This window comes from Comamonas sp. NyZ500 (assembly GCF_016772095.1).
Taxonomy (GTDB): Bacteria; Pseudomonadota; Gammaproteobacteria; order Burkholderiales; family Burkholderiaceae_C; genus Comamonas; species Comamonas thiooxydans.
Genome location: NZ_JAEIJE010000009.1, coordinates 122,269 through 135,126, shown reverse-complemented (window position 1 = coordinate 135,126; position 12,858 = coordinate 122,269). Strand labels below are relative to the sequence as shown.

The 12,858-nt window shown below is 57.8% G+C and carries 11 protein-coding genes and 1 tRNA gene; 3 read left to right on the top strand and 9 right to left on the bottom strand.

What is annotated here, in order from left to right; translation table 11 throughout:
* Positions 1 to 521: 521 nt before the first annotated feature.
* Both JAO85_RS15180 and JAO85_RS15175 read left to right on the top strand, forming a co-directional pair.
* Entirely contained in the window at positions 522 to 824 is a 303-nt protein-coding gene (locus JAO85_RS15180; protein ID WP_202788431.1) for a hypothetical protein, read from the top strand.
* Between the two features lie 227 nt (positions 825 to 1,051).
* A tRNA-Arg gene (locus JAO85_RS15175) sits at positions 1,052 to 1,126 on the top strand.
* Between the two features lie 343 nt (positions 1,127 to 1,469).
* Here JAO85_RS15175 and JAO85_RS15170 read toward each other — a convergent pair.
* The 4 genes from JAO85_RS15170 to JAO85_RS15155 all read right to left on the bottom strand — a co-directional run bounded on the left by JAO85_RS15170 (position 1,470) and on the right by JAO85_RS15155 (position 6,298).
* Positions 1,470 to 2,090, bottom strand: a complete 621-nt coding sequence (locus tag JAO85_RS15170; RefSeq protein WP_202788429.1) for a YdeI family protein — start codon at positions 2,088 to 2,090, stop codon at positions 1,470 to 1,472.
* A gap of 152 nt (positions 2,091 to 2,242) precedes the next feature.
* Positions 2,243 to 3,598, bottom strand: coding sequence for a chromate efflux transporter (gene chrA, locus JAO85_RS15165; protein ID WP_202788427.1), 1,356 nt, complete (start codon positions 3,596 to 3,598; stop codon positions 2,243 to 2,245).
* A gap of 334 nt (positions 3,599 to 3,932) precedes the next feature.
* Positions 3,933 to 5,222 carry a hypothetical protein gene (locus JAO85_RS15160; protein WP_202788426.1) on the bottom strand — a complete coding sequence of 430 codons (1,290 nt, stop codon included), beginning with the start codon at positions 5,220 to 5,222 and terminating at the stop codon, positions 3,933 to 3,935.
* Between the two features lie 77 nt (positions 5,223 to 5,299).
* Complete coding sequence (locus tag JAO85_RS15155) at positions 5,300 to 6,298, bottom strand: tripartite tricarboxylate transporter substrate binding protein (RefSeq protein ID WP_003071208.1); 999 nt, start codon at positions 6,296 to 6,298, stop codon at positions 5,300 to 5,302.
* A 169-nt stretch (positions 6,299 to 6,467) separates the two neighbouring features.
* Here JAO85_RS15155 and JAO85_RS15150 point away from each other — a divergent pair, with 169 nt between their 5' ends.
* Positions 6,468 to 7,358, top strand: a complete 891-nt coding sequence (locus tag JAO85_RS15150) for a LysR family transcriptional regulator (RefSeq protein ID WP_202788466.1) — start codon at positions 6,468 to 6,470, stop codon at positions 7,356 to 7,358.
* A 128-nt stretch (positions 7,359 to 7,486) separates the two neighbouring features.
* Here the strand turns inward: JAO85_RS15150 and JAO85_RS15145 are convergent, their stop codons facing one another.
* The 5 genes from JAO85_RS15145 to JAO85_RS15125 all read right to left on the bottom strand — a co-directional run bounded on the left by JAO85_RS15145 (position 7,487) and on the right by JAO85_RS15125 (position 12,777).
* Positions 7,487 to 7,792: an MliC family protein gene (locus JAO85_RS15145; protein WP_202788425.1), complete on the bottom strand. Its 306-nt coding sequence runs from the start codon at positions 7,790 to 7,792 to the stop codon at positions 7,487 to 7,489.
* Between the two features lie 192 nt (positions 7,793 to 7,984).
* A complete protein-coding gene (locus tag JAO85_RS15140) occupies positions 7,985 to 9,454 on the bottom strand; it encodes a GGDEF domain-containing protein (protein WP_012839714.1) in 1,470 nt (489 codons plus the stop codon).
* Positions 9,455 to 9,574: 120 nt separating this feature from the next.
* Positions 9,575 to 10,597 carry a sensor domain-containing diguanylate cyclase gene (locus tag JAO85_RS15135; protein WP_012839715.1) on the bottom strand — a complete coding sequence of 341 codons (1,023 nt, stop codon included), beginning with the start codon at positions 10,595 to 10,597 and terminating at the stop codon, positions 9,575 to 9,577.
* A gap of 156 nt (positions 10,598 to 10,753) precedes the next feature.
* Positions 10,754 to 12,121 (bottom strand): ATP-binding protein, encoded by a 1,368-nt coding sequence (locus JAO85_RS15130; RefSeq protein WP_003071194.1) that lies wholly within the window; start codon positions 12,119 to 12,121, stop codon positions 10,754 to 10,756.
* A complete protein-coding gene (locus JAO85_RS15125) occupies positions 12,118 to 12,777 on the bottom strand; it encodes a response regulator transcription factor (RefSeq protein WP_039049766.1) in 660 nt (219 codons plus the stop codon). The genes JAO85_RS15130 and JAO85_RS15125 overlap by 4 nt, the downstream gene beginning before the upstream one ends.
* Between the last annotated feature and the right edge of the window lie 81 nt (positions 12,778 to 12,858).

Genomic DNA, 12,858 nt, shown 5'->3' with positions numbered 1-12,858 from the left:
GATCTGGACACTGGCAAGTTCTCGGTGTACCAGCATGAGCGACTGCGCTGTTTGTGGCTTGAGGGGAATCCGTTTGCTTGGCACCTGCACCTGGAATCTAGACTTCTGTATTCATCTGACGGTATCGATTTCATCAAATCACTCGGTGCGCCTGCTGCCTATCAGGCCGGTACGGACGATTGCGACAAGTTCGCTCGCCTTTTTTCAGAATCGCTCGACCAGCTATCGCAGACCCGCGTGAACGCGACTTTCAATCTTTCGTGCATGTTCCTTGGAGCCAGGAACTTTGCTACCTGCTACTCACTTTGGCGTGGGAGTCCCATTTTCTCTAGGAAGTCCCCCCTGTTGATCGACTCTCCACTGAGGGTGGATGACGAAGTCTTTGATGTGCTTACGCGCGCAAGAGTATTGTCAACACGTGGGATTGGCAATGCGCTGTCGGACGAAGAGGTTATGCTTGCACTTAGAGCTGCTCCTGTCGTCCACGCTTGGATGTCACGACTGCTCGCAGAGGTAAGAAGATGACTGAGTTCAACAATCGCATCGCTGCGCAGCGAGATATTCTGCTCGCAGTGAACAGCTCGCCTTGGCGCGAAGAGCTCTACGGTATGTCGAGTGGAGCACTTGATCGCTGGGTGCAAGCCAACAATCTTGATCGAAGCTCAAGACTGGTCAGCCTGCTGCTAGAGGCCGCAGCTAAACTTTTCTTCCTCGCGAACAAGAGCCAAGAGCAGATAACTGCCGAATATCAGCTTCGCTCATCTGAAGTGTCCGGCCTCACTGAAGAAATTCGACTCGAGCTTCGCCAGAAGTGCTCAACCTGATGGCAAAGATAAGAGGACGTTCCTCGCTGCGTCGAATTGCGACATTCGTATCGAGCCGCCCCTGAATCAGTCCGGCACTCCCGCGTGCGGGCACTTGTGTCTCTTTAGCTATCACTCACCCATCCATTGATACAATGGATCACTTCGTATCACAGCGAACCCAAAAATCCTTATAAAATCTTGAGAAATAACTCTTAAGTTATTGATTTTACTAAGGAAAAATCCCTCTCCCTGTAGTTCAATGGATAGAACGGTCGCCTCCTAAGCGACAGATACAGGTTCGATTCCTGTCGGGGGGACCAAATTCAAGGCCGCGAAGGTGCATAACCTTCCGGCTTTTTTCTTTTTCCCCTCTGTAGACCTCAATTTGAAGTGCGCCGAAGTCCACAGGAATGTGCCGCAATAAGAGGACTTCTGGGGGCACATTTGAGGGTACATTTTTAGAAATTGGGGTGCATTTCAGATGCCCCCAGTTTTGCCCTCTGGCTTCGTCCCCCTCGTCACCCAACCCTTGCCCTCGTCGGCGTGAATATCGACCAACCCTTCTCTGGCGCTGGCATATGAGTCATGCTTTTCGCCGCAGGCAACCAGACAGCAACAGGTACGCGGGCCGCTCAATGCAAAATGCCCATGCGTACTTCGCAATCAAGCCTTGGCACTCGGCTTGAAGAGATGGATGGTTTCGCCGCGGGCAAGCATCTCCACCATCTGAGCGATGCGTCTGGCGCGCGTCTCGGCCCTCGCGGCAGTCTGGATACGCCACAGTATCGCGTAGCGATTGGAGGCATTGATGCTTGCAAAGAAGGTCTTGGCCGCCGGCTCGGCCTCCAGTGCCGCCTGCAAATCCTCGGGCACCGTGGACGTACGCGCACTGTCGTAGGCCAGCGCCCAGCGCCCGTCAGCCTTGGCCGCCTCTACCTGAGCCTGACCCGGGGCCTGCATGCGGCCCGCTTCAATGAGTGCCTGTACCTTGTTGACATTGATTCTCGACCAGACACTTCGCGCGCGCCTCCGCGTGAAGCGCTGAAGATAGTGTTGATCGTCAAGACTTTTCTTCTGTCCATCGATCCAGCCCCAACACAGCGCAATCTCCACCGCTTCGGGGTAGGTGACACTGGGCTCGTTGGAGCCTCGCTTGGCGATCTTGAGCCAGAGGCCTTCAGAAGTAGCGTGATTCTTCTTCAGCCAGGCCTCGAAGGCGTTGGCGCTCTTGAACAGGGTTGGTGCAAGTTCAAGCGGGATGATGGATTTGACAGCAGGCATCATCTGGACCTATGCGGCATTAACATCAGCGCGATTCGTGGCATAGAGGCAGGAACCTGGTTGATGGTGGGGTAAGACAAGTTTAACCAGAGCTCCCAGCCTATGGCAGTCGCAAAATGCCCTACGACTCGCCCCCAGACCAGGGGCTTGAGCAATCACCACAACTGGGCAAGCAATCCTGTCAGCCCTGCCGCCACAATGACGTAGATGACATTGATCTTGAAGCGGAGCAACGCGATGCCTGCTGCCAGACCAATGGCAATCGACGGCCACTCTATGTGTCCTGCGAAGCCGTGGGGCCAAACTACATGGTAGGCAAAGAAGACCGCCAGATTCAGGATGACACCCACGACCGCAGCGGTGATTCCGACCAATGGCGCAGTGAATTTCAGATTGCCGTGGGTGGACTCGATAAAGGGACCACCCAGGAAAATGAAAAAGAACGACGGCAGAAAAGTGAAGAAGGTCACGATCACTGCAGCGACGACTCCAGCGAGCAGCAGCGAATCCACACCGAAGATCGCTTTTGTCCAGCCGCCCACAAAAGCCACAAAGGACACCACCATGATGAGAGGGCCCGGAGTGGTCTCCCCCAAAGCGAGGCCATCGATCATTTGTGTTGCAGTCAACCAATGGAAGTTCTCCACCGCGCCCTGGTAAACATAGGGAAGCACCGCATATGCGCCACCAAAAGTCATCAGCGCAGCCTTGGTGAAGAACCATCCCATTTGTACCAGCGGTGATTCCAGACCAAACGCCGTGGCGAGCACGCCCATTGCGATGCCCCACAGCGTCAGGCAGACCAGCGACACCCTCCAGAATCCTCGCCAGGAAAATTGTGCATGCGGCGGAGTTGGAGTGTCGTCATCGATCAATGCGGCCCCGAATGGCTGACGCGCATTGCTTTTTTCATGGCTGGAGCCACCAAAGGCCTCGGGTCGCAATTTGCCACCGATGAAACCGATGGCTGCAGCCGCAATGACGATGAGCGGAAACGGAACATTGAGCGCGAAAATGGCGACAAACGCAGCAGCCGCAATGCCCCAATGCCAGCTGCTCTTGAGCGACCTGGAGCCCACTCGGTAGGCTGCCTGTGCCACAAGCGCCGTCACAGCGGGCTTGATGCCATAGAAAATGCCCGCAATGACCGGCATGTCCCCGTGGGCCATATACAGCCAGGCCAGAGCCATGATGATGAACAGCGATGGCAGGACAAAAAGAACCCCTGCCAAAATGCCACCCCATGTCCGGTGCAGCAGCCATCCCAGATACGTTGCAAGCTGTTGAGCCTCGGGCCCCGGCAGCAACATGCAGTAGTTAAGGGCGTGGAGAAATCGCTTCTCGGAAATCCATCGACGGCGGTCTACAAGCTCCTCATGCATGAGTGCAATCTGACCTGCGGGACCGCCAAAGCTGATGAATCCAAGCTTCAACCAGAAGCGCAGCGCTTCTGAAAGCGAAAGAGAGGCTGGCGCAACCGGGTCGGTAGGCCTGGGTAAAGCGGTGTCCATAAAAACTCCATAGAGAATATCCAGCTCTTGGACGGGACACCGTCTACCCTTGCGGGACGGGAGGCTGCTTTCCCGATACAGGAATTCTAGCCCAGTCGCCTGAGCTCTCATGCACGCCGAAGACAAAGTCTGCAGCTACCGAGAGCAGCGCCAGCACATGGAGCAGAGCCGTACTTGCTGTGCACCACAAGGACATGCATCTCAGCCCTCAACGCCCAGAGCTCCTTCGCGGCAGCTCACTCGCGCAGACGAAGGCATCGAGCGCCGGAATTTTCCCTCTTGAAGCACACCGCTGCTCGGATCACCAGAACCATCATCACCGATGGCGCCGCTTTCAACCTTCAGGCGCCTCCACGATCGACGAGACATCCAGCACATACATCTGGCGCTGGCTCTCATGCACCGAGTCAATGCATACCTGCTTGCCATCACGACTCCAACGTGGATGCAGGTCACAGCGGTTTTCCTTGCTCAGCTCCGGAGTGGCATAGAAACTGCCCAGATTGCGACGCTCGCCGGTCTGCATGTCGAAAAGGAACAGAAAGCGCTCGTGTGTCCTGTCGTCGGGATAGGTGTCACTCAGCATCCAGCGGGTACTGACCGGCGAGAACGTCATATGGCCGTTTTCCACCAGTACATCGCGACCAATCACTTTCACCTCGCCTCCTTCAACATCGTGATAGAGGTGGTAGTGAATCTCGCCGGCATGTGGCCCCCAGACAATGATGTGCTCGTTGTCCTGCCACAAGGGATGAGAGATCTGGTATTGCGACTTTTCATAGTCAAACGTGCCTGCGGCACTGGGGTCGAAGTCGTCAGCCAGCTGCGGCAGCGGATGATCGGAGCACTCCAGCAAGCGCATGTCCGAACCGTCCGGGTTCATGGTGATCAGGCGATGCAGAAAGCAGGTCTCATCCTTCACACGTTCTGTCCAGCGATGCAAAAACAGGATGCGCGAAGAAGCCGGGTTGATCTCGATATGGCTGACCCAGTGGATGGCCTTGTCCATTGACGACACATGATGGAATGCCTTGAGTTGCTCATAGCTGACCAGCAACCGGGAATCACCTGTCGCCAGCTCCATGCACCAGATGCCGTCATCTGCGGGCGCCAGAGGCAATTCAAAAGGCTGGCCCGGCTCGCTGTAACCAATGGTCTCGTGCGTGATGTACAGGCGCCGGTAGTTGACCGACAGCGCCCAGGCACTGCTGGGTGCAACCACATACACGGGCATGGGCAGAACTCGGCGCTCTTGCGTATCCACATCCACCACCACGGCGCCAAAGCCCGGGTAACGGGCTGACATATCGCCCGTGCGATCGTTATAGATCAGCTTGCGGCCCGGTGCGCCGTCTAGCCACTGCAGCTGGCTGCCCATCTGGAAGTTCCAGGCACCGGTCTCGCCCACTGCGTGAAAGCGGTCACCGTCCTGAGTGTCGAAATAGCCAATCGTGGCCTTGACCTCTGGCGTCAGGTAAATGTCCATCCAGGGCGTTTGCTGGGTTGCCAGCAGGCGATTGCCTTTGTCCCAGTTGGACTTGTTGTAGTAGCCGAAGAAGTGATGAAGGCTGCCGTCACCCACGCGTCGGCAGGGAGCAAAAGAAGAATGAGAAGAGGTCGTCATTGGATATCAAGCAGTAGCGTCGCAGCGACTGGCTGCGACTCGAAAGCGATGCAGGGCATGAAGAAGCCCGGCTCTGGTTAATTCGCCGTAATCTTTCCGGCAGCGATCACCTGGTCCCAACGCTGCTTTTCCTTGGCCACAAAGCTTTGCGCTTCTGCCAGGGTATTGGCCACGGCACTCATCCCTTGATCCTGCAGCCCCTTGCGGAACTCGGGTGTATTGGCCACCTTGCGGATGTCTTCACTGAGCTTGTGCACCAGGGCCTCAGGCACCTTGGAGGACACGGCGACCGTGGTCCATGATGTGGCCACATAGTCCTTCATTCCTGCCTCACCGGTCGTCGGCACATCCGGCAGCGCCGCCAGGCGCTCGTTGCCGGTCACCGCCAACGCCTTGAGCTTGCCGCCCTTGACATGAGCCAGCACTGTCGGAGGGTTCTCGAACATCAGCTGGATCTGGCCGCCAAGCAAATCGTTGAGCGCTGCCGAGCTGCCACGATAGGGGACATGAACAATGGGAGCGCCTGACTGGAGCTTGTACAGCTCTCCCATCATGTGAACCGACGAGCCCACGCCAGCAGAGCCAAAATTGATGCTGCCTGGATCCTTCTTGGCCAGAGCGGTCAGCTCCTGCAGATTCTTGACCGGCAGATTGGGGGTTGCAACCACGACATGAGGCATCTCCGCCAGCACGGTGACAACGCGCAACTCCTTGGCAGGGTCGTAAGGCAGTTTCTTGTAAACCCCGTAAGCAGCATGCAATCCGATGGATCCCACCATCAGCGTGTAGCCGTCCGCCGGCTGATCGGACACATATTTCCCACCCAGATGGCCGCCTGCACCTGGCTTGTTCTCGACCACCACGGCTTGATTCCACATACGGCCGAGTCTGTCGGCAAGCATACGGGCCTGCACGTCCGAGCTGCCACCCGCAGTGAACGGCACGATGATGCGAATCTGACGAGCAGGATTGGGATATGCGGAGCTGCCTTCAGCCCAGGCCGAGCCGACGCTCGCCAACGTTGCGGCAGCCAGCACTCCCAGACACAGAGAGCGACGAGCACTAATGCAAACCATCTAATGACTCCTTGGATTGATTGATGCGCCCTCAATTCCTGAAAACGCATGCACTTATTCGTATGGAAGTCAGTGTAGAAAGCCTAACCTACTCGGAAAAATTCATTTTTCAAACTCACCTATACGTGGTTGGTATACCCTTCCCCCTCAGCATCAAACCGATTGCGCCATGCCACGCCCTTTGAGTTTTAAAGAAATTGAAGCATTTCGTGCCGTGATGCAAACCGGCACCACGACCGCCGCTGCGCAGCTGCTGCACACCACGCAGCCGTCCATCAGCCGTCTGCTGGCTCAGATGCAGACCGGCGCGGACCTGAAGCTGTTTGATATGCATAAAGGGCGGCTGCGCCCGACTGCAGAGGCACGGGAGCTCTTTTCGACAGTGCAGCAACATTTCGTAGGTCTGGACCGCATTGAGCGCGACCTTCAGGGGCTGCGGCAGTTCGGTGCAGGCACTTTGCGCATAGGTTGCACCCCGGCACTGGGACTATCCATCGTTCCCGCGGCCCTGCACAATTTTCTGCTGCACTACCCGGGTACACACATCAGCCTGCAGACGCTAGGCACTACACATCTTCGGGAAGGACTGCTGCACGGCCAGTTTGACCTGGTCGTCAGCACCATGGCCATTGGCTCCCCTGAACTCAACGCAAGCGTTCTGCATCAGACCCAGGCCGTCTGCGTCATGCATCCAGGCCATCCGTTGGCACTGCACAGCAGTCTGCATGTCAGGGACCTGGAAAACCAGCTGCTGCTAACCTTGAATTCGGATGACAACATCTACCTGCAACTGCAGCGAACCATGCTCGAGCACGATGTCCGCCCCAGCTCAACGGTCGAAACCACCTACTCCTCGACCATCTGCTGCCTTGCCGCGCAAGGTACGGGCTTGGGCGTGGTGAACCCCTACGTGGCGGCAACATTTGCGTCAAGCCTCTGCATCAAACCGTTCCTGCCCGAGTGCTCAGTAGAGGTAGTGCTGGCACTGCCCAGTCATTCGGCACCTTCGGAACGCACGCAATGCTTCGTCGAGGAGTTGCAAAAACAGCTGGCACCATAACCCTGCGGCAAAGGCCAAGCACTCAAGAAAGCTCCATTGTCAGATGACGGCGACCGCCAAGTGCGCCCCAAAGGTCTGCGCCGGCAACCGAGCACATGCGCATGGATGCGGTGGAATTCCGGCGATAGTCAGAGGGCCTTGCATTGAATCGGTACCATGCGGCCGACCTCTACCGTCAGATCCAGTCCTTTTCCTCGGATGGTATTGGGCCCGTTGCTGTAAACAAATCCGGAGCCGCTTGGCTGCTGTGGAAGCTCTATGCCTTGACCGCCGCGTATCAAGACTGCTTTGCTGTTGGCAGGCGAGAAACGCACCGAAATGGATTCTCCGTTTGCACAGGTGAATGCAACTTCACGGTCTGCATCTTGAGATGGCGCAGAACTGCAGGCACTGACGGCGATTGCGGCGAACATGGCAAGGCCGATGACTTTCATAGACTTCTCCCATGATATTTCAAGGCAAGACTCAAGCAGCCATGAAGAACTCTTGTGTCTGGTGGCGCTTCCAACACTTGGCAGATCACCTTTGTCTCTCTCGACAGATTGGGATGTCCCAACCCACTGCAGGCTCCCGCCAGCGGGTCAGACCGCAACGCGAAGTGGAACTTGATTGACGCATATCCGAGCTCAGACTGAGCTCACACGCCTGTCGCGCTCCTTGTCCCGGTAAAGGCGTGCTTTTTCAGCATACATGGCCTTGTCCGCCCCTTGAACAATGCTTTCTATCGGCGTGCCTTCCAGGCCACAGGCATGACCCATGGAGACCTGGATGCTGTGACCCGGATAGAACTGATTGTTCAACTCCAGCAAGGACAAGATGCGCTCCTGCAATGCCACGGCACCGCGTTCATCGGTTCCCGGCAATAGCACGACAAACTCATCGCCACCGATGCGGGCGGCGCAGGCCGGCGCATCCACTGCCTTGGAGAGAACTTCGCCCATACGCCTGAGCATGGCATCGCCTGCAGTATGCCCATGCTCGTCGTTGACGACCTTGAGTCCATTCATATCTATGGCCAGCATGGACAAGGGCCAGGGTCCTTTGCGCGACAGCCTGTTGAGCTCTTCGGTATAGAAAGCGCGGTTGCGCAACTGGGTCAACACATCATGCTTTCCCAGATATTCAAGATAAGCCTCAGCCTTCTTGCGAGCGGTGATATCCACGAGCGACAGCAGAACCAAACCCCACTTTTCCGCATGGCTGCTCATGATGGCGAACTCCATATGAATATGGAGCACATCGCCAGCCAGCCCGTAGTTCACCACTTCCCGCTGCTGCACCAGCTTACCCTCCCAAAGGTCTATCAGCTGCTCGGCAAACGAATCGTACATTTCGCCCCTGAAAACCTTGGACAGATTCTGCAGCAGTTGCTGCTTGCTCTCGGCACCGAACATTTGCAACGTCTGGCGATTGACATCGAGCACCTGGATTTCCTGCATGCAGCGGGTCACGAATTCCGGATGCACTTTCAGAAAAGTCCGGAAATCGGTGATTCCGCGCGCTCTCACATCGTCCATCAGGCGCTTGACCACGCTGAAGTCCTCGACCCACAGCGACACCGGAGAGTACTCGAACAGGTCTCTGGCGTATTGCTCGCTGCGCTGCAGCTTCACCGTGCTCTGCACCTCCGCCGTCACATCCTCCAGAGAGACCAGCACCCGGCTCCAGCTTTGCTCGTAGCCCGGCAGCACACGCGCCCTCACCTGCACATCGAGCCGCCGTCCATCCAGGGCATAGTTGACCGAACGGGTCTCGAAACTGAGCACCCCCTCCCAGAGAGCGACCAGTTCGTTCATGATGCTGTCGAGCATGTCGCCGCGAAAGACCTCGCTGAGCCGGCTCTTCAGGGTTTCCTCATCTTCGGCCTTGAACAGGTCCAGCGTGTACTGATTGACCCGCAGCACCTTGTAGGACTGACTGCAAAGCCTGAGCCGTTCCGGATCCTCTTTGAGAAAGCTGAGCAGATCGCTCACCCCCTGCGCCCGCCATTGATCGAAAATCTGTTTCAGGCCGCTGTAATCCTCCATCCAGAGCGATACCGGTGCCAGGTTGAACATATCCTCGAAGTCCAGACCTTCTGCGAGCGAATTTTTCACAAACGATACCTCCGCCAACAATTATTACCGAGACTTCAAGCCTGCACTCAGCCCTCTTTTGCAAGAGTCGATCGACTGTCTCGCCGCCATGAAAAAGACTCCCTGCGGAGTCTTTTCAGGTCAGATCACCTCAGGCAATCTCTGCCTTGCAGCTTTCACCTTGTACATTGCGGCATCGGCTTTCTGCAAAGCATCATCCACATCGGTGTCATCGGGCATCAAGCAGACCATTCCCACGCTGGCTCCTGCGTACTCGATCTCACGCCCGTCGGCCAATTGCAAGCTGGCGACAGAGGCTTTGCTCAATCGCAGCTGCATCTCCCTGATCACGGCCTCAGCGTCTTCATCCAGCAAAGGCCCCGCGCCAACCATGACGAATTCATCGCCACCGAAACGAGCCAGCATGTCACTGCTGCGCAACCCTGATCGCAGTTGTTCGGCCATGGCACGCAGCAATGCATCCCCAGCCTCATGACCGAACTGGTCATTGATCTGCTTGAAGCGGTCAAGATCCACAAAGCCCACCAGCACCCATTCACGGGTGCGACGGCAATGAGCAATGAGTCGGTTGAGTTCCTCGGTCACGCAGCGGCGATTGGGCAATCCAGTCAGGGAATCGAGCATGGCCAACGAAGCCAGCTCCTCGTTGGCATGCTGCAGCGATCTCACCAGTTGCTCGCGCTCGGCAAAGCCTGCAATGATCTTGGCAAACAGGCGCAGCAGATCCTCGGCCTCCGCGGCCAGCGCGACGGAATGGTCGCTGGCTGCACACAGAGTGCCGAACAGCGCACCATTGGAAAAACGCACGGGCGTGCTCACATAAGTCTGGATACCCAGCTGACGCGCTGCATCCGAGTCGCCCCAGCACTCGCCAACATTGTCAGTAAAGGTACGCCCTTCGTCGAGCGACCGCTTGCACAAGGTGTCGTGCCAGGGCACCTCCAGCCCTTCGGGGATCTTCATTCCTCCCGTATTGAGGGAGTACAGGACATTCTGAATACCGCGTGCCTCATCCACGGTGGTGAGATAGGCCGACTCCAGATCAGTCACTTCCACCATGATTTCCAGAAGAGGTCGCGTGAAGCTGGGCAGATTCTGAGATGCGGAGACGGTCTGGGAAAGGCGTTGAATAATTGATGGCATGGTGCAATTTGGGGGTACGGCCGCACGACGAGTGCGGCAGCTCAAGCAAAGCCTAAAGCCTAGGCATCATCACTTTCATTCGGCTGAGACTATCGTTCAATCATGCAATGAAAGCCAGATCCCAACGCCTGTATTTTCAAGCAATCGATTGTCAGACTAGGACTGAGGCCACAGGACCCTGACACGCAGACCGCCCAGTTGCGGCGACTCGTCAAGCCACAGCTGGGCGCCGCTGCTTTGCGCAATGCTTTGCGCAATGGCCAACCCCAGGCCACTGCCGCCGGCCATGCCACCAGCCCCCTGACCGCGAACAAAGCGCTGCAGGACGCGTTGGCGCTCGGCCGGTGCAATGCCTGGACCCGAATCTTCCACCACCAGTGCATGTCCGTGCTCGTCCTGCAACCAGCCCACATCAACCCGCCCCCCGGCGGGCACGTATTTGATGGCGTTGTCCAGCAGATTGCGCAGCAGCACCGCCAGTGCCTCGGCGTCTGCGGCCACGCTGAATGCGGACTGCTGCTGCGGGTCTTCACTAAGACCCATGTCCAACCCCTTGGCCTGGGCAGCCGGCGCGGCATCAGCCAGAGCCTGCTCGACCAGCACGCGCAAGTCAGCCAGCGGTGCATCTTCAGTCTGCGGCCTGGCTTCCTGCCTGGCCAATGCAAGCAACTGCTCCACCAGGCGCCTGGCGCGCTCGATTCCTTGCGCCAGACGGGCCTGCGCCGACTCGCGCTCGGAGCTATCCGTTGCTTTGCGCAGCAGCTGCAATTGCAGCTGCAACGCGGCCAGCGGCGAGCGCAGCTCATGCGCAGCATCTGCCACGAAATTCTGCTGTGCCTCAAAAGCCTGCCGTACGCGCTGCAGCAGGCTGTTGAGCTCCTCTACCAGCGGGCGCATCTCATCCGGCAGATCATGCTCCGCCACGGGTGCCAGATCCTGAGGCTGACGCAAGGCCAACTCCCTGCGCACCCGCTGCACGGGAGTCAGTGAAAGGCGAATCACCCACCACACGGCCAGCGCCAGCAGCGGCAACAGCAGCACCACAGGCAACAAGCTGCGCCAGGCGGCTTCACGCGCGAGGATCTGACGCACGCGCATGTCCTGTGCAATCTGAATCACCTGAGAGCGTGTCTGCAGTGAAAACACACGATAGGTCGTGCCACGCGCAGGCACATCGGCAAAGCCCAGCACTGCCATCTGGGGCAAGGCATCCCCCAGAGCCGACTCGAAAATTCTCAGTCCCTCATTGGTCCAGACCTGGACGATGAACTCGTTGTTTTCATCTTCGGGAGGCGTTCCCTGCGGTCTGCCTTTGGCATCGACCGGCAGACCCGCCCGCAGTGCAAACGCCGTCTGCTGCATCTGGTAGTCGAACAGGGTATCGGTCTGCGCCAGTGCATTGCGATAGGCAAACACCCCTTGCAGCACGGCCACCAGCAAAATCGCCATGCCAATGAAAAGCAACAGACGCCCGCCCAGCGAGCCGGGCAGCTTCAACCGCTGCAATGCTTGGTTTTCGCTCATGGCCTGGGCACCATATAGCCAAGACCGCGCACATTGAGCACTGCGGCAGCGCCGAGCTTTTTACGCAACCCGTGGATATAGACCTCCACCGCATTGCTACTGACCTCATCGCCCCAGCCATAGAGTTTGTCTTCGATTTGCTGACGTGACAGCGTGGCCCCCGGCCTTGCCAGCAACGCCTGCAGCACTGCCCATTCACGACCAGACAGAGTGACCGGCTGGCCATTCACGCTGGCCTCGCGAGTATTGGGGTTCAGCATGACGCCGCCATGTTCGTACACCGCATCCAGATGCCCTGCCGCACGCCGCGTTAGCGCGCGAATGCGGGCCAGCAGCTCATCCATGTCATAGGGTTTGATGACATAGTCATCGGCCCCGGCGTCCAGCCCCGCAATGCGGTCATGCACGGCATCCCTGGCGGTCGCCACCAGCACCGGCGTGGCATCCTTGCGCGCACGCAACTGGCGCAGCACCTGCAAGCCATCAAGCTTGGGCAAGCCCAAGTCGAGCAGCACCAGATCGTACTGGTGGCCATGCAAGGCTGTATCGGCCTGGGCGCCATCCTGAACCCAGTCCACCACATAGCCTTCACGGCGCAGCAGCGCCAGCACGGCCTGGCCGATCATGGTGTCATCTTCAACGAGCAGTAAACGCATGGAGCAAGGATAGCGCCGCTACAGCGGGAATGCCCAGCACCAGAAACAAAGGATGCATCGCACGCAGACTGCATGCCCGCA

Excerpts from the sequence above, each read along its gene's own strand:
- JAO85_RS15160 (WP_202788426.1), bottom strand. The coding sequence starts at position 5,222 with ATGACGACCTCTTCTCATTCTTCTTTTGCTCCCTGCCGACGCGTGGGT.
- JAO85_RS15150 (WP_202788466.1), top strand. The coding sequence starts at position 6,468 with ATGCCACGCCCTTTGAGTTTTAAAGAAATTGAAGCATTTCGTGCCGTG.
- chrA (WP_202788427.1), bottom strand. The coding sequence starts at position 3,598 with ATGGACACCGCTTTACCCAGGCCTACCGACCCGGTTGCGCCAGCCTCT.
- JAO85_RS15155 (WP_003071208.1), bottom strand. The coding sequence starts at position 6,298 with ATGGTTTGCATTAGTGCTCGTCGCTCTCTGTGTCTGGGAGTGCTGGCT.
- JAO85_RS15130 (WP_003071194.1), bottom strand. The coding sequence starts at position 12,121 with ATGAGCGAAAACCAAGCATTGCAGCGGTTGAAGCTGCCCGGCTCGCTG.
- JAO85_RS15135 (WP_012839715.1), bottom strand. The coding sequence starts at position 10,597 with ATGCCATCAATTATTCAACGCCTTTCCCAGACCGTCTCCGCATCTCAG.
- JAO85_RS15170 (WP_202788429.1), bottom strand. The coding sequence starts at position 2,090 with ATGATGCCTGCTGTCAAATCCATCATCCCGCTTGAACTTGCACCAACC.
- JAO85_RS15145 (WP_202788425.1), bottom strand. The coding sequence starts at position 7,792 with ATGAAAGTCATCGGCCTTGCCATGTTCGCCGCAATCGCCGTCAGTGCC.
- JAO85_RS15125 (WP_039049766.1), bottom strand. The coding sequence starts at position 12,777 with ATGCGTTTACTGCTCGTTGAAGATGACACCATGATCGGCCAGGCCGTG.
- JAO85_RS15180 (WP_202788431.1), top strand. The coding sequence starts at position 522 with ATGACTGAGTTCAACAATCGCATCGCTGCGCAGCGAGATATTCTGCTC.